We start from the raw sequence: 21,482 nt of genomic DNA, 5'->3' as shown, positions 1-21,482 counted from the left end.
TTAAACTCCACTGTAGATACTGAACCCACCGTCTACTGGTATAACTACCCCGTTGACGAAACTAGAACCAGAACTGCATAACCAAATCAAGGTACTGAGTAATTCATCCGGTTTGCCGAAACGTCCGGCGGGGGTATGCTCGATAATTTTTTGCCCGCGTTCGGTCAAACTGCCATCTGCATTTAGGAGTAAATCTCGATTTTGTTCCCCAATAAAGAAACCTGGCGCGATCGCATTTACTCGCATTCCATCCCCATACTTTTGGGCAAGTTCGACGGCTAACCAACGAGTAAAGTTATCTATCCCGGCTTTAGCGGCTGAGTAGCCAACCACGCGGCTGATCGCCCGAATGGCAGACATAGAAGAAATATTGACAATACAACCAGATGGCTGATTTCTTTCGACCATTGCTTGACCAAAAACTTGGCTAGGCAATAGAGTACCGAGTAAGTTGAGGCTAACTACTTCCTCAAAAGCTGTATGTGGCATATCAAAAATAGTGGCATCAGGGGTAATTGTGGCAGCAGGAATATTACCACCGGCCATGTTTACCAAGATGTCTATCTGATCCCAACGCTGTATAATAGCTTCCCTAGCGATTTCTAATTGGGAGCGATCGCTAATATCTGCCAGTACAGCCATACTTTCTCCACCGTTAGCAGTAATATCACTTACTACTGCACTCGCCCGTGCTTCATTGCGGCCTAGAACGACTACCCGCGCTCCAGCAAGGGCTAAACCCTTTGCCATTGCTCCACCAAGTACACCAGAACCGCCTGTGACTACTGCTACCCGATCTTTTAGGCTAAAAAGTTTATTTAAAATCAAATCTGACATCTTATTTCAATTCGTAATTCGTAATTAAAGAAATCAGTATAAGGACTAGCCCTTTGAAGGTGGGTAAAAATTTTGGTTGATAAATTCCTGTTTAAGCTCTTTACTCTGTGTCCTCTACACCTCTGTGGTTAAATAAATTTCTTTTAAACCGCAGAGACACAGAGAGCGCTGAGAGAAAAAAAGAGATTTTCCAATTCACCTTGAAAGGGCTAATTCTAGTAGCTTGATTTGTATTAGTCTAATTTGTAAGCACTTTTAGCAAGGTCGTAAGCTAAAGCGCGGGCCATATCATACCCTTCCTCTTCGTCAACTAATCCCCGTGTTACTAATCCAGCTAACCAATTACAAGCTACCCGCCGCCAAACATTATGACGGGCTGGAATAGAAACGAAAGCTCGGGTATCATCATTGAACCCAGCAGTATTATAAATTCCGGCAGTTTCCATTACCTGATTGAAGTAGCGTTCCATGCCATTTACGCTGTCGTGAAACCACCAAGGCGGCCCGAGCAATATAGTAGGATAATGACCAGCTAGCGGAGCCATCTCTCGGCTATAAGTGCTTTCATCCATACCAAAAATAATTAAACGGAAGCGCTGATTGTTCCCATAAGATGACAATAATGGGTGCAGATTTCGAGTCCATTCTATATTGAGGGGAATATCAGCACCTTTATCAGATCCAAATCTCTCAAACAGAGCTGGGTTATGGTTACGCATAACACCACAATGCATTTGCATCACCAAACCATCTTCTACACTCATCCGAGCCATTTCCATGAAAATATGACCGGTAAACTGCTCTACATCTCCTGGATTCAGTTTGCCGATTAATGCTCTGGCAAAGATAGCTTCTGCTTCTTGGTCAGAAAGACTTGTGGTATAAGGCGTAGCTGCACCTTGATCGGTAGCTGTTGCACCCATTTTTTTAAAGAAAGCCCGACGTTCTTCTAAAGCTTGCACAAAAGTAGCATAACTGCTAATTTCTCTACCGATACTGCTTTCCAATTTGGTGAGATTTTCCCGCCAACCAGGAGCATCTAGGTTAACTACTGCATCTGGTCGAAAAGTCGGTCTAATTTGAGTGAAACCTTCTTCGTGGAGTGATCGCTGATTCTCTAGGTTATCACTGGCTGCATCGGTAGTACAAAGCACTTCAATGTTAAAGCGTTTGAATAAAGCACGTGGGGAAAACTTAGGTAAGGCTAATAAACCTTCTAGATAATCATAGATACGTCCAGCATTACGAGAATTTAATGCTTCATCCACCCCAAAGACATTAGTTAGTTCGTCTTTGAGCCACAACCCAGATGGAGTACCTTGGAATAAATAAAAATGTTCGGCGAACAATTGCCAGATTTTCCGATGGTCAGTTTCTGTTGGTGCATCACGAGTAGGTATGCCTAAAGCTTCCAAAGGAACGCCCCGACTATAAAGCATCCGCAAAATGTAGTGGTCAGGGATAATAAATAATTCGGTTGGTGAACCAAAACGGGCTGCTGGATTAGCTAATAGGGCTGGATCTACGTGGCCGTGTGGGCAGACCAAAGGTAATGCAGATATGCTGTCAAAGAATTGATGAGCTAGTCGTCTTTGAACTGGTTCTGGAGAAAAGCAGCGATCGGGAGATAAAACCGGTTTTTTAGTTAACATATTTTTGTTTGGTTAAAATTTTTAGTGTTGCTGAGTGTAAATAATTTGTCTTACACACAAGGAAAGAGTTGTCCATTTTGAAACATTTTCTCTTGTAGGTTTAGTCTAATTACACAAAAACTACAGTTTTCAAGATAGACACGATTTCAAATTACTTTATTAATCTGGCACTACTACCACGCTCTACGAGAAAAGGAGATAAAACGCGGTTTTCCACAGCTTTGTCTGCTAATAAATCGATTAACATTTGCATGGCATAGCCACCAATTTCTAACATCGGCTGGCTGACTGTTGTAAGTGCCGGTGTAACGTAACTACCTAAAGCAATACCATCAAATCCAACCAGGCTTAAATTTCGTGGCACTAAAATACCTAGTTCTTGGCAAGCTAAAAGAGCGCCAACTGCCACCATATCGTTGTAACAAAAGATGCCTGTTACCTCAGCAATCAATAGTTTAGATAGCATATTTTGCCCGGTGGCGACATCGCTGATTCTGGTATCATATTCGTCACTAATTGCAACCCAATCAGGATTTTGTGGTAAACCAGCTTCAGCAAGAGCCATTTTATATCCTTCTAGGCGCTGGTGGTTTGACCTGCTGCGATCGCTTACACCCAAATAACCAATGCTGGTGTGTCCCAAACTTATTAAATGCTCTGTTGCTAATCTAGCGCCTAAGCGATCGTCTATTGCTACTGAGTGAAGTATTTCGGATTGATCTTCAGTCTGGCTGTTAATCAGAACTGTTGGCACAGCAATTTGCGTTAGTTGCTTTGTATGTTGTTTGCTAATTCGTGAGTCGGCTACTAAGATTCCGTCTACTCTGCGGCGATGAAAGGTATCAATAGCTGCTATTTCCTGCTCCAAATCTCGGTGTGAAGCACTTAACAAAACACTCAATCCGGCTGGTCTGGCTATCTGTTCAATACCGTCTACTACTTCAGCAAAAAAGGGATCTGCAATGGAAGTTACTACTACACCAATGGTATTAGTACGTTTATTTTGCAAACTTTGAGCTATAGCATTTGGCACATAGTTCATCTCCTGCGCCAGTTGCTTAATTTCTTCTCGTACTTTCGGGCTAATGAGAGCATTATCCCGCAAAGCACGTGAAACTGTGGAATGAGATACACCTGCTCTCCGAGCAATATCTTCAATTGAAATTCTTCGTTTATTCATTTTTTAGTTTAGATTTTAAAATAATGCACACGTGTGCAGTTGTATGTATTATAGAAAATAATGGTTATTTGTCAAGAGATTTTAATACAACTCACATTTTGCATACAAAAATTCAATAGTCTTACTTCCTGCCTCCTGTCCTTTACCTCAATAACTTAGCTTTTCTTCAAAAAATATGATTATTATCGTCATGGGTGTATCTGGTTCTGGTAAAACCACCATAGGAAAACTGCTAGCAGACTCTTTAAGCTGGGAGTTTAGTGACGCTGATAGTTTCCACTCACCAGAGAATGTTGATAAAATGCGGCGCGGTATCCCGTTGACTGAAGCTGACAGGATGCCTTGGTTGCAAGATTTGCAAACAGCCATCAAACATTGGCTGCAAGAAAATAAAAATGTAGTGCTGGCGTGTTCGGCTTTAAAAGACAGCTATCGGCAATTTTTGGTATCGGATAGCGATCGCTGCACCAACGCCAAGAGCGATCGCATTAAGCTAGTTTACCTCAAAGGGTCTTATGAGTTAATTCAAATGCGGTTGCAAGAGCGTAGCAATCATTACATGAGCGAAAAACTTCTCAATAGCCAGTTTGATACTCTTGAAGAACCATTAGACACCATATCTATAGATGTCGCACAACCACCCCAGATCATTGTCCAGAATATTAGAACGGCTTTGAGACTTTAGCTGATTGGTTAAAACCATAAGATTAAGATTAATCACGTCTCTAAGAAAACACGAACTTTTGGCAACTAAATACGTCGGATGTAAGTCTAAAGAAGTTTTAAAAGGAACCACCTCACAGTAGTGGTAGGAGAAAACTAGTGTTTCTAAGATTAGCGCAACAACATCGAGAATTCGTTCAAGACTTGGTAATGAACTTACAAGCCTTGACAATTATTCTTGAGCGGCGTGGGTATTCTGCCTCATGTTATACGTGCGGCGACCAAATGAAGAGTGCTTCATTTATGGTTAGCCTGCGAGAAAAGCATCTGATCCGTTTTGTAGTGTCTGATTACGGAATTACATGGATGGAATTATGGGACGATCGCGAATTAATGAAGTTGGAGGGTGCAGAAGCAGTAAAACAACTTCAAGAGTTAGCTAATATTGTCAAGCATTCATCCACCATAGAATTGACAACGTAACATTCCTCAAAGTCAAGCGGACAAAAAATTTAACATAGATTTTACTAATAGACATCTCCAGAAATTAAATATGCGTTACACAGAAACCTTGTAGAGACGTAGCACTGCTGCGTCTCTACATTCTTTTTCGGAGATGTCTAATGTGTGAATAACGTTATTTATTCAAAAATCGATCCAACAGATGAATTGTCTATAGGGCATTGAGTCGCCATATTCAGTACGCCGAAAATTGAGGCAGCGATTCGGGATATTATTAATGCTTTCAACCGTTTTAGTTTACCGTCAATTTGGGATGGACGATGGAAGTGGACAGACTTCCATGACTTGAATCAACCCCTGCTCAAGGGTGAATCGATGACCCACGTGTTCATCGGCAAGAACTCCTCCAACCAAGTCACGCACGACCTGATGCACATCGACCAAAATGCGTCCGGCCTCCTCCGAGTAAAAGGAAACCGGCTCGACGTGCGGATTGATCTCGCTCCATTGCTCCGTCCAGTAAGCGCGAACTTCTTCAGTCCCACGGACAAAACCGCCTTTGAACGCTTTCGGCCAAGCCACGTCCGGAGTCATGAGGGCAAGGGCCGCGTCAATGTCTCGCGCGTTGAAGGCCGCGTAAGCCGCACGGAGCAGTTCGATTTCTGATGCAGGTTGCTCTGACATAAGAGGTATGGTAAAAGAGATGCAGCAGGGCCTAACAATTTATTATACTGCTCAAGCTAAGTATTGTTATCTTTGCGGGACACAACTACGCGCTAATTGCGCTCACTGTGGCGAGTTAATAGTGTACACAAAGTATAAATTTTATCCAGTGTGCGGAAAGCCTTATAAAATGGTGAGTCAAAATCGTTACAACGTAGATAGAGCAGGCATTACCAGACTCGGAATGCAGGTTTTTACATGTATCTCGGCTCAATACATATAGGACTAATATTTGATTTTTGAAAAAACTCAATACAACAAAAATAGCCTTCTTTCGCTTTGCTTTTTGCCTTGTAAGCTAAATTAGTATGGCTACGCCACGCTGCGCGAACAGAAATCAAAGCAGATTCCTATAAGCATAAGTACTTAATCTGAAATCTGCGTTCTCTATTTCGTGTACTTTATCAATCTTTTAGCTAATTCTGCTCCGAGTCGATTGTAAAAAATATTTAACAAAGTGTTTTGTATACAAATGTACAAATAGAAAAGAAACTTAACACACAGTTTTGCACACGTGTGCAAAAATAAAAATAAGTCAAAAACAGGTTTTGCACACCTGTGCATAATGTTGCGAAAACCCGATTTAAAAAATCAATATCGACGAGTAACAAGATATGTCTCAAATTCTCCAGAATTTTATCAAACAAGCTCAATACAATCCGTTACATTCGTTAGAAGAGTGGGAAGAAGACTTACTTAATCGCTACCCCGATCCACATAGCATAGTTAAAGAAGGTAAAACTACTCAAGAGTACAGAAATTATGAAACGCCTACCAGAGAAACGGTAAAAGAATTTTATCGGTTAAATCATATTAATCAAACATATAATTTTGTCCTTGAGAAAGAAAAGAATTTTCTCAAGTTTGATAAAAAAGAAATGTCTGTTTGGGATGCAGTTGAATTTTTGAATCAATTAGTAGATGATTCAGATCCCGATACAGAGATGGATCAGTTACAGCATCTATTGCAAACATCAGAAGCCATACGCGCCGATGGTCATCCTGATTGGATGGTACTTACCGGCTTCTTTCACGATATGGGGAAGGTACTTTGTCTATTTGGTGAGCCTCAATGGGCTACCGTCGGTGATACTTATCCTGTAGGTTGTGCATTCTCTGATAAAATTGTTTTTTCAGAATTTTTCCAAGAAAATCCTGATTACAATAATCCCAATTACAACACTAAATATGGTATTTACGAACCAAATTGTGGATTGATTAATGTACATATTTCATGGGGTCACGATGAATATTTTTATCAGATGATGAAAAACTATTTACCTGAACCTGCATTGTATATGCTTCGCTATCACTCATTTTATCCTCAACACCGCGAAAACGCATATAAGCATTTGATGGATAATCACGATCGCGAAATGTTTAAATGGGTTAAATTATTCAATCCTTATGATTTGTATTCAAAAAATCCTACTCCTCCCGATTGGCAAAAGTTAAGACCATACTACGAAGATTTAGTAGCTAAATATTTACCCGCAACGTTAAAATTTTAAATTTTTCAACTTGATCATCCTTCAATCTCCAAGCTAAATTATGATATTTGGAGCTAAAAAGATTAAGTTTTTTTAAGTGCATTTTATCTTAAGAAAACTTAATGTTTATAAATACGAGAAATCCAAGAATTTTAACTAAAGATAGATTAAAAATCTGGCTTCGTTCTGTAAAATTCAATCAATAAAGCTCATTTTTTAACTAAGGAAGGATTAACTCATAAAAAATAAGCATAAATTCTCAAGTTTAATAATATCCTTTTCTAGAAATTTGGCTGAAAAGGTAGTTTCATTCCAGGCATATTAAAAAAGCATTTTCACTAAAAAATAAATTTCACGACGTAGTGTAGCCGTCATAGCTTTGCTTTAAAAATAAAACATCTATCAAGTGTAATGGACTTAATAGCAGTAACTCACATCACATCAGTTACAAGATGTTAAATAATAGTTGAAAATGCCAAAGCCTGTAGGAATATTAGATCGAGTCTAACTTCTGAGACATATTTAATATTTTTTTGACCTTTATCAAATTTAAATCCGTTGTTAAAAACAGACAAAGATGAAGACACTTTCGCTCATAGTTGGCATATTAAGTTTGACTGTTGTTGGTTGCACAAATAGCGCTCAAAATAACAATTCTGTTACTAATACTGCTACCAACACTAGTTTAGAGACTACAGTTAATAGTCCAAGTAGAAAATTACAAACAATCGGTGTCGCCTTGGGTGACTTGGGAAACCCTTTTTATAATGCAGTGCAAAAGGGTGCGGAGATAGAAGCTAAGAGAATTGGCGGTAATATTAGAGTTAATGCGGTTTCCAGTGGCTTTGATTTGAACCAACAAAGCAACCAAATCGAAAATTTTACTGCTGCAAATACTGATTTAATTATCCTCAGCGCTGTTGATAAAAAAGGAGTTAAGCCAGTAATTGACCAAGCAAGGCTGGCAGGTAAGATTGTCATTGCCGTAGATTCAGCCGTTGATGCAGACGTAGATGCAATGATTAGCTCCAACAATACCCAAGCTGGTGAAGTTGCTTGTCAATATATTGCCGATCGCATCAAAGGTCAAGGTAGTGTAGTCATCCTCAACGGTACGCCGATGGATTCAATCAATCAGCGAGTCAGTGGTTGTGAAAAGTCATTAGCCAAATATCCTGATATCAAACTCATCTCTAAAGACCAAAACGCTGAAGGGACAAGGGATGGAGGTTTGAGAGTAATGAGTGATTTACTTACAACCTTTCCCAAAATAGATGCCGTTTTTGCCACGAACGATCAAAGCGGTGTAGGTGCAGACTTAGCCGCAAGACAAGCAAAACGCAAAGAATTTTTTATTGTTGGGGTTGACGGTTCGCCAGATGCAACCAAAGCAATGGAAGACAAAGATGGTGTATTTGCTGCAACTGCGGCTCAAAATCCCGCAGGGATGGCTGAAAAAGCGGTTCAGATTGGCAACGATATCATCCAGGGTAACAAACCTGAGTCACCTGACATTCTGATTCCAGTCAACTTGGTTACTAGAGATAACCTCAGCAGCTACAAAGGCTGGTAAATAAGAAAAATTTAATTAACTTTAGGAAATAGATAAAGATGAAAAGAATTGCGATCGCAGCTAGCATACTAGGTATCATCAGTGGTGGAGTTGTCGGCTGTACAAATGCTTCTCCCGATAACAACAGTGCTACTAACCCCGATACAAAACCCGTTACAAATACTAGTGCAGAAACAAAAACTGCCACTGGGAATTCAAAGTTACGATCCGTTGCCTTCACAGTTGGCGATTTAAGTAACCCTTTCTTCGTTCTCATGGGACAAGCAACTGAGGCAGAAGCCAAGAAAATTGGGGGTAATAATGTCAATGTAACTGTAGTTTCCAGTGCTTACGATCTGAATCAACAATCCAATCAAATTGAAAATTTCACTGCTTCCAATACTGACATTATTATCGTCAATGCTGCTGATAAAAGTGGCATTAAACCAGCGATTGAAAAAGCGAAACAAGCGGGTAGAATTGTCATTGCGGTAGATACTGGTGCTGAGGGAGGCGTGGATGCCACCATCACTACTAATAATGTCCAAGCTGGAGAAGTTAGTTGTAAATATATTGCCGATCGCCTCAAAGGTAAAGGCAATGTAGTAATAGTTAATGGCCCACCAGTAGACTCGGTGATTCAACGAGTTAGTGGCTGCGAGAGTGTACTGTCCAAATATCCCGATATCAAAATCCTCTCCAAAAACCAGAATGCAGAAGGTAGCAGGGATGGAGGACTGAGAGTTATGACTGATTTGCTCACCACCTTCCCAAAAATTGATGCAGTTTTTGCCATCAACGATCCGAGTGGAGTTGGTGCAGAACTAGCAGCTAACCAAGCACAACGTAAAGATTTTTTTATTGTCGGGGTTGATGGTGCGCCAGAAGCAATCACTGCGATCGCAGCTAAAGATAGTATATATGCTGCAACCGCTACTCAAAATCCGCGAGGGATGGCCGAAAAAGCAGTTCAGGTTGGAAACGACATTTTGAATGGGAAAAAACCTACTAATCCCACCATTTTAATTCCAGTAAAGCTGATCACAAAAGATAACGTCGGCACAGAAAAAGGCTGGAAATAGTAATAATAATTGTAAATTTACAATTATTAAGAATAATGTTCGATCTGAGTTGAGTCTTTAGGTACATTGACATAGTTTTTGCACATACCCATGATGTATATATGTGCAGTTGTAGAAAGTTCTGATATATTGCCTTTCAATATTCAGAACTTCCCAAGATAGTAATCGCTTTTTAAAACATGATTTTCTGATGCTTTTAATTTCACATCAGATGTGAGTTGATTAATTTCTAACTCACAAATTGCGACTTTCAAATTTTTTTTACAGGAGATGTTCATGGCAACAAGTATAGAAACCTCATTTCCTGATGCACCAAGCACCACCCCTGTATTAGAAATGCAAGGGATTACCAAACGATTTCATGGTGTATCTGCGCTCCAAAATGTTAATCTCACGATTTATCCGGGAGAAGTTCATGCCCTGATGGGTGAAAACGGGGCAGGCAAAAGCACATTGATGAAAATCTTGGCTGGAGCTTACATTGCTGATGAAGGAGAAATTCGCATCAATGGTCAACCCTTGAAAATTACCGATCCGGCGACAGCACGCAAGGCGGGTATTAATCTTATTTATCAAGAACTGAATGTTGCACCTAATTTAACCGTTACCGAAAATATGTTTATGGGTAGCGAGTTGCGTCGGGGTCAGTTTTTAGACCGCAAAGCCATGCAACTTGAAGCAGAGCAAGTGTTAGATAGCTTGGGAGCCAATTTTACAGCGCAGACTATAGTTGGGACTTTATCCATCGCAGAACAGCAGCAAGTCGAAATTGCCAGAGCGCTGAAAGATAAAAGCCGGGTTTTGGTGATGGATGAGCCAACAGCAGCATTATCTGACCGCGAGAGCGACCATTTATTCGAAGTAATTCGCAAACTACGGAGTGATGGCATTGCGATTATTTACATCAGTCATCGTATGGAAGAAATCTATGCTTTAGCTGACCGGATTAGCGTACTGCGCGATGGTCAATATATTGGTAGTCTTACACGCAGCGAAATTTCTCCACAGCGATTGGTGCAGATGATGGTTGGTCGCTCCATGCAAGACTTTTACGAACATCAACGGCAAATGAATCCTGGCCCTGTGGTGCTGGAAGTCAGAAACATGAGTGATGCTCGCAAAAAGATTGAGCCTGCTAGCTTTGAACTTCATGCAGGGGAAATTCTCGGTTTAGCGGGGTTAGTTGGTGCAGGACGCACAGAATTATCCCGGCTAATTTTTGGTGCTGACCGTAAAGCTAGTGGCGAAGTATTTTTAAATGGCAAAAAACTAGAAATTAATACGCCCAGTGATGCGATCGCTGCCGGAATTGGCTATGTCCCGGAAGACCGCAAAGACCAAGGTTTATTTCTAGAGATGAGCGCCCGCAAGAATATTGCTATCAACACACTCAAGCAGGATGCTAAAGGTGGAATTGTTAACTGGCCTTCAGTGAATCGGCTGTCAACAGAAGCGGTGGAAAACTTTAATATCCGCCTGGCCAATTTGGAAATTAGAGCATTGGATCTTTCTGGTGGGAATCAACAGAAGCTACTGCTAGCGCGTTGGTTAGCCATTAAACCTAGAGTACTGATGTTAGATGAGCCGACACGCGGCGTAGATATTGGTGCCAAAAGCGAAATTTACCGAATTATGAGTGAATTGGCAGCACAAGGTGTTGCTATTTTAATGGTTTCCAGCGAACTATCAGAGATTGTCGGTATGAGCGATCGCGTCTTAGTGATGCGAGAAGGACAACTGGTAGGCGAACTAGACGGCAGCCTTGGCAAAGAAATCACCCAAGAAAAGATTATGCACTACGCAACTGGAGCATCGGAGGTATCAGCATTATGAGTCAGACAGTCAGACCGCCTATCAATAAATCAGCCAACAATTCCGCAGCTCGCAACCGGAAATCAATCAGCACTCTGCTGGAAGTTGCTGGTATTCTGCCAATCCTAGTAATTATCTGCATCTTATTTGCATTCCTTTCTCCCAACTTTCTCACCGGCGGTAACATCGTCAATATCTTGCGTCAGGCATCAATCAATATTGTGCTGGCGACAGGAATGACCTTTGTAATTCTCACCGGAGGTATTGACCTATCAGTTGGGTCAATATTGGCCGTTTCTGCCGTAGTTGGACTGCTGGTATCGCTATTGCCGGCTTTAAGTTGGGCGGCTGTACCTGCTGCATTGTTGGCAGGATTGCTTTTAGGCTTAGTCAACGGCGCTCTCATCACCTTCTTGGATGTGCCACCTTTTATTGTGACGTTAGGTTCACTTACAGCCTTGCGGGGTGTGGCATTTCTGATTGCGAAGGGTACAACACTGATTAACCGAGATATCAATTTTGCTTGGGTGGGTAATAGTTACGTCGGGCCTCTGCCGTGGTTAGTAATCATTGCCCTACTGACCGTAATCGCTAGCTGGTTTGTGCTGCGGCAAACTGTTTTAGGAGTGCAGATATATGCCGTAGGAGGTAACGAACGGGCAGCCAGATTAACTGGGATTAAAGTTAATCGTGTCTTGCTATTTGTCTATGGTATTAGCGGATTACTGGCAGGCTTAGGAGGAATCATGAGCGCCAGCCGTCTATATAGTGCCAGTGGCATATTGGGTCAAGGTTACGAATTAGATGCGATCGCAGCTGTTATTCTTGGTGGAACCAGCTTTACAGGTGGTATTGGTACCATTGGCGGCACTCTTTTAGGTGCATTAATCATTGCTATTCTCAACAACGGTTTAACCTTGTTGAACCTATCTTACTTCTGGCAACTAGTCGTCAAAGGACTAGTAATTATTTTGGCAGTAATGATTGATCGATTGCGTAGACGTTCCAGACGGTAAAAAATCAAAGTCTTTGGGCATTGGTTAGTAATTACTCTCCTCTGCTCCCTACTACCTCATCTCCCTTGATATATGCAGTTCATCACAGCTATTTATAAATATGTCTTCTACTACTGTTCGTCGTAAATCCAACACGTTTTATGTCATTTTGATTGCTGGTGCTGCTGCCCTCGGCGGGTTTTTATTCGGTTTTGATACCGCTGTGATTAACGGCGCGGTTTTATCATTAGCCAAAGCTTTTAACACCAGTAGTTGGGTGACAGGACTGGCAGTGTCTCTCGCGTTACTAGGATCTGCGGTAGGAGCCTTTTTTGCCGGACAGATTGCAGACCGTTATGGTCGAGTCAAGGCAATGGTGGTCGCTTCGGTGTTGTTTACTATCAGTGCCATTGGCTCTGGGATGGCCTTCACAATTTGGGATTTTATCTTTTGGCGAGTATTGGGTGGGATTGGAATCGGCGTTGCTAGCGTAATCGCCCCAGCTTATATTGCGGAATGTTCTCCTACCCATTTGCGGGGAAGGTTAGGATCTCTGCAACAATTAGCGATCGTAGTGGGAATTTTCGTTGCCTTATTGAGCGACTACTTTATCGCTACGTCAGCAGGTTCAGCAGACTCGCCGTTTTTGTTTGGGGTTGCAGCTTGGCGCTGGATGTTTTGGACAGCAGTCCCACCAGCAGTATTCTACGGGATGGTAGCTTTAACAATTCCTGAATCTCCCCGTTATTTGGTTGCCAAAGGACGAGAATCAGAAGCTGTTAACGTTCTGACCAAGATTTTGGGAGGTGACGTACTGCCAAAAATCGAAGAAATTCGGCAGACAGTGCTTCGCGAACGCCAACCCAAATTTTCTGACCTCTTAAGCAGAAGTGGCGGACTCCTCCCCATTGTTTGGATAGGAATCGGCTTATCTGTATTACAACAATTTGTTGGGATTAATGTAATCTTTTACTACAGTAGTGTTTTGTGGCGGGCAGTCGGGTTTTCCGAAAAAGATTCCCTATCAATCACGGTGATTACAGGAGCCGTCAACATTATTACAACACTGATTGCGATCGCCTTTGTGGATAAATTTGGTCGCAAGCCGTTGCTAATAATAGGTTCAATTGGCATGACCCTGACCTTGGGGACAATGGCTTATATTTTTGGTAATGCTCCCCTAGATGCTGCTGGAAATCCTTCCCTCGCCGGAAGCGCTGGGACTGTGGCTCTCATCGCCGCCAACCTCTACGTGTTTTGCTTCGGTTTCTCCTGGGGGCCGATAGTTTGGGTGTTGTTGGGAGAAATGTTTAATAACAAGATTCGAGCGGCTGCACTTTCAGTTGCTGCTGCAATCCAATGGGTTGCGAATTTCCTTATTTCCACAACATTTCCTCCCATACTCCAATATTTCGGTCTAGGTTCTGCCTATGGACTTTATACAATTGCGGCGGCTACCTCATTCTTTTTCATTCTCTTTTTTATTAAAGAAACCAAAGGAATTGAGTTGGAAGACATGTAATTTACATCTACCTAATGCCCCTGCTGCCTAATTTGTAATTCTGAACTGAATCATTTGTAAAAAAATTATTTTCGACTTTTCAAATCAAATTCAGTAGCATCTGAATGATTAAAAAACCGCAGAGACGCTGAGGGCGCTGAGAAGAATAATTCCGATACAAATGGATTTGGTCTCAAATCAAAAAAGATTGCTGTAAATTTTGTGGGGTGGGCATCTTGCCTGCCCTGATGCTGCAAACTTTATCTGGAACATCTAACAACAACTAAATACAAGCTTTCGCTTCAGTCAATCAGTAAAAAGATGGAAACTCTCAATACGGCTCTTTGTTCTTATGGTTTGTCTGGTAGGGTATTTCATGCGCCGTTTATTAATTTGCATCCCGGTTTTCAATTAGCAGGCTCTTGGGAAAGAAGCAAAAATCTTATACAGGAAGATTATCCGAAAGTAAAAAGCTATCCTTCTTTGGAAGCATTGCTAGCCGACGAGCGAGTAATTCTAGTGTTGGTAAATACACCAACTTATACACATTACGATTATACTAAACAGGCTTTATTGGCAGACAAGCATGTAGTGGTAGAAAAAGCATTTACCACAACAGTCAAAGAAGCAGAACAACACTTGATTGGTATACAGAGCCAGAAAGTGAATATGGCTTGCTGCATACAGAAAAAGACACAAAAGTAATTCGGGAAAAAGTAAAAAGCTCACAGGGCAGTTATTTAGGCTATTACGACGCGGTATATAAATCTATTGTTGATAATCAGCCAGTTACTGTTACTGCCGAAGACGGAATTAATGTAATGCGGATTATAGAAGCAGCTATTAAAAGCAGCAATGAGCAAAAAGTCATAGCGTTGCTTTAAGTAATCTAAAATTTCAACTCAAAATATCTAACTTTAATGCCGATCAGCTTATAAGCTAGCAGCTTTTGTTCGACTGTAATTTTTTTCCTTACAAAGTCAGAATTCAACCATTTTCACATAAATAAGTCCATGATTAAAATTCTTCTGCATAGCTTTTTTATCCTATTTTTCGCAGTTCCAGCAGTTTGGGCAGCACCTCCAGAAGAAGATTCGAGTACAGCAGATGCTGATAGAAATTTACAGGGACAAGTAAATTCTGTTTCCCAACTTTCCGACATCAAACCGAGCGATTGGGCATTCCAAGCACTGCAATCACTAGTCGAACGTTATGGCTGTATTGCAGGTTATCCTGATGCAACCTATCGCGGTAATCGTGCCTTGAGTCGTTATGAATTTGCTGCTGGTTTAAACGCCTGCTTAGACCGGGTGAATGAATTAATTGCTGTGGGTACTAATGATTTGGTCAAAAAAGAAGATTTGGCAGTGCTGCAAAATTTGCAGACAGAGTTTGCAGCAGAATTGGCAACTCTGCGTGGCCGGGTGGATACCCTGGAAGCACATACAGCAACGCTGGAGGAGCAGCAATTTTCCACCACTACTAAGTTGAATGCTCAAATTATTACGGCCATTAGTGATACCTTTGGTAATAGAGTAGGTGGCGATCGCGATGAGTCCCGTCTCTATTTTGCAAACCGAGGTCGTCTAAACTTAGAGAGTAGCTTCACCGGTAAAGATTTATTGCGAGTACGGCTGGAGTTTGGCAACTTTACAAATTCTAATGGTGCAAGTCAAATTGCCGCAGCCACTGGCACAGGCATGACACGACTCAATTTCGACAATGACAGCAACAATACACTAATAATTCCCCACATACGTTACTACTTCCCCGTTGGTGATTCCCTTTCTTTCGTTGTTGGCCCCACAGGTATTGGTTACAACGACATCACAAACAACATCACTCCTGCCACGATCGCTGATGATGGTAATGGGATTCCCTCACTCTTTGGTAAAAACAGTCCCCTCTTCGAGCGAGGTGGTGGGGGTGCAGCCGCTAATTGGAGTATCAGTAAAAACTTGATTCTTACCTTGGGCTATTTAGCAAATAGTCCAAACGTTCCATCAGCACAAAATGGCTTATTTGATGGCGGCTACAATGCTCTAGCGCACCTGGCATATTACGGCGAACAAGGAGCTATTGGTATTGCCTACTCTCATGGTTATAATCCTGCTGGCACTGTAGATATTAACGCCGGGAGAGGCAGCGCCCTGTCAAATGCTCCCTTTGGAAATAACATTGCTACTTCCAATAGCATTGTTGGCGTACAGGGATACTATCGCTTTTCCCCAAATTTCCAGGTACACTCTTGGGGCGGATATGTCAGGGCAAATGCGAAAAACTCTGGTTTCAGCGATATTTCTAATGGTAGGGGTGGAACAGATTCTCTGTTCGTGAACAATGGTGATAATGCCAATGCTTGGTTTGGAGCGATTGGTATGTCGTTTCCTGATGTGGGCGGTAAGGGCAACCTGCCAGGAATTCTTTTTGGGATACCGCCGCGTGTCTCTAACAGTGATATCCGTCAAGACCGAGACACAGCTTACCATATTGAAGCATTCTATCGCTACCGCCTGAACGATAATATCTCAGTAACTCCTGGTTTTTGGGTGATTCTCAACCCGGAAAACGATAGTAGAAATGATACGCAGTACGTGGGCGTGCTTCGTACAACCTTCGATTTTTAATGGTTTAGTTGGCTAACAGAGTCTGTTAGTCAACTTGCAATCAATCAAAAATATACAAATATTTAAACTACAAGACTCATATTTGATTTTTGAAAAAACTCCATACAACTCAAAAAGCTTTCTTTCCTATTGCCTATTGCCTCTTCATCTTGCCTCTTGTCTTCACACGCAAGTAAGTATGGCTACGCCACGCTGCACGAACAAAAATCAAAGGGGATTTTAGCCAAGTCTTGTTCACAGAGATGTTAGCTAAATTCTGCCGTACTCTAATAGCATCTTCATAACTTTATTTCATCACTCTGTATAAAGATTAATCAAAGCTAAATATCAGTATTTGCTAGGAATTGCTTTATCTCTAAGGAATGAGGAAGTCAAAACTTCAGATATTGTAAATTCTTTACTTATGCGGATTACGATTCCGTTTGTCCATGCTCATGCTCATAAGCTAAAAATCTTTTAATTTGCATCCGTAAAAATAAATCACTTGTGGGCTGGGCATCTTGCCCGCAAAAGTTGTGCGGATTTAAAGCGCTATAGCTTGCTTTAAATATCTTTATGACTGTTTAAGATCGAGCATTTATCAAAACAGAATTCAGAAGTCAGAATTTAGAATTGAATTCTGTATGACTGGTGAATAGCGGAGCGTAAAGCCTTCTCTACGAGAGGCTGTGCAACGCTTAGAGCGAGTCCGCGAGCGTCTGAATCCAAGAGTTTAATACCCCACTAAATTTTCGATTTAGTGGTCAACAAGAGTAGTTAAGAAATGAAGTAATTAAGACGAATATCAATCCTTGACTAAAAACGCCATTTTAACGCATTTTGGAAACTATTATGAATTCTGAAAACATCGGTCAAGCGAGACAAAGTTTAGGATGGTTCATCGTTCTAGGCATTTTAATGATTGTGCTAGGCATGGCAGCGATCGCAGAACCATTCGTTGCCACTATTGCCATTACAATCGTCATCTCTTGGTTTTTATTGATCGCTGGTATTGTCCGAATTGTCCACGCATTGCAATCACGACGACAAAAAGGCTTCTGGCTAAAGCTAGTGGTTGGTATTCTCTATGCACTTGCTGGGATTATGTTGATTGGCAACATCTTTGGTGCTGCGCTCTCCATCACATTCGCCTTGGGAATTGTCTTTTTGGCTGAGGGTGTATTTGAGGTAATTACAGCATTTCAAATACGTCCAGAGCCAAATTGGGGTTGGACACTGTTTAGTGGCATGATGGCCATTATTCTGGGAATTTTAATTTTGTATAAATGGCCTTTCAGTGCAGCTTGGGTGCTGGGATTATTTGCAGGGATTAATTTTTTGTTGACAGGTGTTTGGATGATCGCGCTCTCACTGCCTAGCCGTCGCATTCCTAACCAGAGAACAGGAATCTGAATTGGGTATAGGGGAGAGGTAACAGGTAATAAAGAATAATTTGTACCCTGTAACCTATACCCTATCGCTAAAGCCTAACATCACAGTTATGGAGCAGACTGGTAATAACTACAGCAAGCTTTCAGTGAGTAAATTACTGATTTCTAGGAGGTGCTGACCGATCGCCTGTTGGAGGATGAGGCGGAACACCCAACGCATCTTTTAACTGTTGTTCACTAACTCCTAACTTAGTCGCCGCCGCCTTAAAATCAGGGCGGGGTGGGCGCTGATTGCGATCGCCTGTTGGAGGATGAGGCGGAACACCCAACGCATCTTTTAACTGTTGCTCGCTAACTCCTAACTTAGTCGCCGCCGCCTTAAAATCAGGGCGGGGTGGGCGCTGATTGCGATCGCCTTTTGGAGGATTGGCAGGAACACCCAACGCATCTTTTAACTGCTGCTCGCTAACTCCTAACTTGGTTGCAGCTGCTGCAAAATCAGGTCGGGGTGGGCGCTGACTGCGATCGCCTTTTGGAGGATTGGCAGGAACACCCAACGCATCTTTTAACTGTTGCTCGCTAACTCCTAACTTAGTCGCCGCCGCCTTAAAATCAGGTCGGGGTGGGCGTTGTTCTCCTTCTGGTGGTTGGTTGGGTGGTTGTTGCGCCTGGGCAATTTGAGAGAATTTATTAGCGGCATCAGCCTGATTGAGTGAAATCAAACCAAATGTGCCAACCAGAACGGGAATCGCTGTTACAACTAGTATTCTACGAATATTCACGATCATTTTTCCAAAGATAGCTCGTTTACATTTCTGATTTAACTGAAACAAAATTACAGTTTGCCCTGCTTGTAAATTACAATTTTGTAATTTTGAGGAAGAAAGGGTGCTGCAATTAACGGTTATTGTGTTCTACACGATTTTGAACCGCACCCTGATGATGATTTTGGGGATATTGGCGAAGACGCTTTTTCTGATTTAGAAAGGGTTTAGAATCTCTAATCTGTGGTTTTTTATCAGATATTTGTGGTGTTTGAGGCTGTTGAGAAATCTGGGCATTTCGATTGGATGGATTAGCGGCATAAGCCTGATTTTGTAGGCTAAAACCGAATGTATCAATCAAAAAAGGAATCGCCGCTACGGTTAAGACTCGACGAATATTCATATAACTCAACCTGGAAAAGGTAAGGTGTTCATATTTCTGATTAAGCCACCTCAAAATTACAGTCCACGTGGTTTCTAAATTACAGTTTTGTAATTTAAGTAGAAAGGTAATGAATCTAGAATGGAACAATATATAAACTAATAAATACTTGTGAACGTTCTATTTGTCGAAGATGAGGCGAAAATTGCTAACTTCGTCCGGGCTGGACTGAAGGAGCAGGGATTTGTTGTAGACTACTGCGACAACGGTGATGAAGGATATCTGCGGGCATTAGAAAATGAATATGATGTTCTTATCCTCGACATTATGGTGCCGGGAAAGGATGGACTATCAATCTTAAAACTCTTGCGGGGGCAAGGTCGGAATGCGCCGGTAATTTTGTTGACGGCTCGGAATGAACTAGACGATCGCTTGGCAGGGCTAAATTTAGGAGCAGATGATTACATCGCTAAACCGTTTTTTGTAGAAGAGTTAGCGGCTCGAATTCATGCCGTTGTTCGCCGGAGTGTGAGCAATCGCCAAAATATCCTTAGTGTTGGGCCGATCAGACTCGATCGCATCACCAGGGAAGTTACTTGCGATCGCCAGGCGATAGAACTCACCAGCCGCGAGTTCAATCTTCTAGAGTATCTGATGCGCTCTCCCGGACGGGTTTTCACCCGTACCCAAATTCTGGAGCATGTTTGGGGTTACGACTTTAACCCCAACACCAACGTCGTAGATGTTTGTATCCAGCGAATTCGTAAAAAAATTGACCCCATTGATGAACCAGTCTGGATTGAAAGCATTCGAGGGGTTGGATATCGGTTTCGCAAACCAGAGTCTAGCTCATGAAACTCCCTTCCTTTCGCCTCCGAATTGCCCTATTGTCTGCGGCTTTAGCTGGAACTACATTAGTCGGTTTTGGTGCAGTCTCCTGGTTTCAGATTTACAATGCTAAAATCAGCCGTCTTGATGCAGAACTGTTAAATCACTTGATGCGGGCAACTCCGATGCCACCACGGGGGGAACCTCCTGAAAATCAGGGCAAAAAAAGCCGCCCCTCACGATGGCAATTTTACGAAGACTCTTTATCTGATGCCTTCGGAACCAATACCAAAACCCCCATTGCTCTACTGGTGCTTGATGCAAACGGCAACATACTTTATCAATCTAACTCCCTACCTGCCGACGTTGAGGTGAATCGCCTGCTGCTTAAGCGCCTTCAGTTGATACCTTTACCATCACCTCCGCAGAGAGAACCACCGCCACCCTCAAATAGAAATCCATCTGTTGGGCCGCCACCCTTTCTTCGTCCACGTCCACCTAAATTTGTCACTGAAAAGACAGCAAAAGCAGCTTGGCGAATTGGAGCAACTAAATTTCCCAATGCTCAGGTTGGCATTGCTGTGAATCTGCAAGCCGTCGATCAAGAGATGGCTACCATTCGGAATATATTCCTGGTTTCAATTCCCGGATCGCTACTGCTAGTTGCAATCGGTGCATGGTTAGTTTCTGGTGGTGCTTTGCATCCCATCCGGCAATTAACGGGCGTTATTCAACAGGTGACTGTCAAAGGACTAGATCAACGGATTCCCATTGGCACAACTGATGTTGAATTTGTCGAGTTGATTCAGGTATTTAACTTGATGTTGGAACGGTTGGAACGCAGTTTTACCCAAGCTTCCCGCTTTAGTGGTGATGCGGCTCATGAACTGAAAACCCCACTGACGATTTTGCAAGGCGAAATAGAACGAACGCTGCAACAGGTTGATCCTGGAAGTGAAGTACAACAGCGCTTAAGTAACCTATTAGATGAGGTGCGCCGCTTGAGTGGAATTATGCGGAAACTTTTGCTGCTATCTCTGGCAGATGCGGGAAAAATGGGCTTGTATTTGGTTGAGGTAGATATGTCTGAGTTGCTGTTGGAGATGCTAGAAGATGTGGAAATGCTGGCTCCCCACTTGACTGTGAAAACTGACTTTACTGATGGACTACGCTTACAGAGCGATCGCGATCTTCTGATTCAAGTTTTGCAAAACCTGTTCAGTAATGCTATAAAATACAATCTCGCCAACGGCTGGATACAGATTCGCACTTATCAAACTCAAACAACTCTCCATGTCACTATTGCCAATGCATCCAAAGATATTCCAGTGAGTGAACGCGAACGCATTTTTGACCGCTTCTATCGCGGCGATCCGGCTCGAACCCGCAAAATAGAAGGCATCGGACTAGGACTGAGCCTGTCCCGTGAAATTGCCAGGGCACATCATGGCGACCTCACCCTTGACTCAACAGCTTTTGGTCAAACAGCTTTCACCCTCACCTTACCGATGAAGTAGGTAAGAGGCAGTGGTTAGGGCGAAAACTGACCTCTGCAACAACTC

The 21,482-nt window shown here is 42.3% G+C and carries 21 protein-coding genes; 15 read left to right on the top strand and 6 right to left on the bottom strand.

All coding sequences use genetic code 11. The features are described 5' to 3' along the window. The 3 genes from NPUN_RS26990 to NPUN_RS26980 all read right to left on the bottom strand — a co-directional run bounded on the left by NPUN_RS26990 (position 1) and on the right by NPUN_RS26980 (position 3,669). Positions 1-837, bottom strand: a complete 837-nt coding sequence (locus NPUN_RS26990) for an SDR family oxidoreductase (protein ID WP_012411604.1) — start codon at positions 835-837, stop codon at positions 1-3. 233 nt (positions 838-1,070) lie between these two features. Next, positions 1,071-2,489, bottom strand: a complete 1,419-nt coding sequence (gene uxaC, locus NPUN_RS26985) for a glucuronate isomerase (RefSeq protein WP_012411603.1) — start codon at positions 2,487-2,489, stop codon at positions 1,071-1,073. 151 nt (positions 2,490-2,640) lie between these two features. Beyond that, a complete protein-coding gene (locus NPUN_RS26980) occupies positions 2,641-3,669 on the bottom strand; it encodes a LacI family DNA-binding transcriptional regulator (RefSeq protein ID WP_012411602.1) in 1,029 nt (342 codons plus the stop codon). Positions 3,670-3,844: 175 nt separating this feature from the next. On the opposite strand from NPUN_RS26980, the gene NPUN_RS26975 reads away from it, so the two are divergent. Both NPUN_RS26975 and NPUN_RS26970 read left to right on the top strand, forming a co-directional pair. After that, positions 3,845-4,354, top strand: coding sequence for a gluconokinase (locus NPUN_RS26975; protein WP_012411601.1), 510 nt, complete (start codon positions 3,845-3,847; stop codon positions 4,352-4,354). A 137-nt stretch (positions 4,355-4,491) separates the two neighbouring features. Further along, a complete protein-coding gene (locus NPUN_RS26970; RefSeq protein WP_012411600.1) occupies positions 4,492-4,815 on the top strand; it encodes a DUF1815 family protein in 324 nt (107 codons plus the stop codon). 282 nt (positions 4,816-5,097) lie between these two features. Here the strand turns inward: NPUN_RS26970 and NPUN_RS26965 are convergent, their stop codons facing one another. Then, complete coding sequence (locus NPUN_RS26965) at positions 5,098-5,478, bottom strand: nuclear transport factor 2 family protein (RefSeq protein WP_012411599.1); 381 nt, start codon at positions 5,476-5,478, stop codon at positions 5,098-5,100. 7 nt (positions 5,479-5,485) lie between these two features. Between NPUN_RS26965 and NPUN_RS43645 the strand changes: the two genes are divergently transcribed. From NPUN_RS43645 to NPUN_RS26915, 11 genes are all read left to right on the top strand, one after another. Next, complete coding sequence (locus NPUN_RS43645) at positions 5,486-5,740, top strand: double zinc ribbon domain-containing protein (RefSeq protein ID WP_336884913.1); 255 nt, start codon at positions 5,486-5,488, stop codon at positions 5,738-5,740. Positions 5,741-6,131: 391 nt separating this feature from the next. After that, complete coding sequence (locus NPUN_RS26960; RefSeq protein WP_012411598.1) at positions 6,132-7,028, top strand: inositol oxygenase family protein; 897 nt, start codon at positions 6,132-6,134, stop codon at positions 7,026-7,028. 556 nt (positions 7,029-7,584) lie between these two features. Then, a complete protein-coding gene (locus NPUN_RS26955) occupies positions 7,585-8,580 on the top strand; it encodes an ABC transporter substrate-binding protein (protein WP_012411597.1) in 996 nt (331 codons plus the stop codon). A 38-nt stretch (positions 8,581-8,618) separates the two neighbouring features. Further along, positions 8,619-9,641 (top strand): ABC transporter substrate-binding protein, encoded by a 1,023-nt coding sequence (locus NPUN_RS26950; RefSeq protein ID WP_012411596.1) that lies wholly within the window; start codon positions 8,619-8,621, stop codon positions 9,639-9,641. 276 nt (positions 9,642-9,917) lie between these two features. Beyond that, positions 9,918-11,474: a sugar ABC transporter ATP-binding protein gene (locus NPUN_RS26945; RefSeq protein ID WP_012411595.1), complete on the top strand. Its 1,557-nt coding sequence runs from the start codon at positions 9,918-9,920 to the stop codon at positions 11,472-11,474. Further along, a complete protein-coding gene (locus NPUN_RS26940) occupies positions 11,471-12,469 on the top strand; it encodes an ABC transporter permease subunit (protein WP_012411594.1) in 999 nt (332 codons plus the stop codon). Before NPUN_RS26945 ends, NPUN_RS26940 begins: the two co-directional genes overlap by 4 nt. Positions 12,470-12,569: 100 nt before the next feature. Next, positions 12,570-13,970 (top strand): sugar porter family MFS transporter, encoded by a 1,401-nt coding sequence (locus NPUN_RS26935; RefSeq protein WP_012411593.1) that lies wholly within the window; start codon positions 12,570-12,572, stop codon positions 13,968-13,970. 300 nt (positions 13,971-14,270) lie between these two features. Then, positions 14,271-14,654 (top strand): Gfo/Idh/MocA family protein, encoded by a 384-nt coding sequence (locus NPUN_RS26930; protein WP_041565653.1) that lies wholly within the window; start codon positions 14,271-14,273, stop codon positions 14,652-14,654. Continuing rightward, the gene (locus NPUN_RS42825) at positions 14,624-14,833 is read left to right on the top strand and encodes a Gfo/Idh/MocA family oxidoreductase (protein WP_041565652.1); all 210 of its coding nucleotides are present in this window, start codon (positions 14,624-14,626) and stop codon (positions 14,831-14,833) included. The genes NPUN_RS26930 and NPUN_RS42825 overlap by 31 nt, the downstream gene beginning before the upstream one ends. Positions 14,834-14,962: 129 nt before the next feature. Then, positions 14,963-16,576: an iron uptake porin gene (locus NPUN_RS26920; RefSeq protein ID WP_012411592.1), complete on the top strand. Its 1,614-nt coding sequence runs from the start codon at positions 14,963-14,965 to the stop codon at positions 16,574-16,576. Positions 16,577-17,407: 831 nt separating this feature from the next. Further along, positions 17,408-17,968 carry an HdeD family acid-resistance protein gene (locus NPUN_RS26915; RefSeq protein ID WP_012411591.1) on the top strand — a complete coding sequence of 187 codons (561 nt, stop codon included), beginning with the start codon at positions 17,408-17,410 and terminating at the stop codon, positions 17,966-17,968. A gap of 133 nt (positions 17,969-18,101) precedes the next feature. Here NPUN_RS26915 and NPUN_RS26910 read toward each other — a convergent pair whose 3' ends face one another. Together NPUN_RS26910 and NPUN_RS26905 are read right to left on the bottom strand one after the other, a co-directional pair. Beyond that, entirely contained in the window at positions 18,102-18,734 is a 633-nt protein-coding gene (locus NPUN_RS26910; RefSeq protein ID WP_012411590.1) for a hypothetical protein, read from the bottom strand. Positions 18,735-18,843: 109 nt separating this feature from the next. Further along, entirely contained in the window at positions 18,844-19,113 is a 270-nt protein-coding gene (locus tag NPUN_RS26905; protein ID WP_012411589.1) for a hypothetical protein, read from the bottom strand. A gap of 150 nt (positions 19,114-19,263) precedes the next feature. Between NPUN_RS26905 and NPUN_RS26900 the strand changes: the two genes are divergently transcribed. Together NPUN_RS26900 and NPUN_RS26895 are read left to right on the top strand one after the other, a co-directional pair. Beyond that, positions 19,264-19,947, top strand: a complete 684-nt coding sequence (locus NPUN_RS26900) for a response regulator transcription factor (RefSeq protein WP_012411588.1) — start codon at positions 19,264-19,266, stop codon at positions 19,945-19,947. Next, the gene (locus tag NPUN_RS26895; RefSeq protein WP_012411587.1) at positions 19,944-21,437 is read left to right on the top strand and encodes an ATP-binding protein; all 1,494 of its coding nucleotides are present in this window, start codon (positions 19,944-19,946) and stop codon (positions 21,435-21,437) included. Before NPUN_RS26900 ends, NPUN_RS26895 begins: the two co-directional genes overlap by 4 nt. Positions 21,438-21,482 lie beyond the last annotated feature (45 nt).

The sequence above is a fragment of the Nostoc punctiforme PCC 73102 genome (assembly GCF_000020025.1).
In the GTDB taxonomy this organism is placed as follows: domain Bacteria; phylum Cyanobacteriota; class Cyanobacteriia; order Cyanobacteriales; family Nostocaceae; genus Nostoc; species Nostoc punctiforme.
This window is presented reverse-complemented; position numbering and strand designations above follow the sequence as displayed.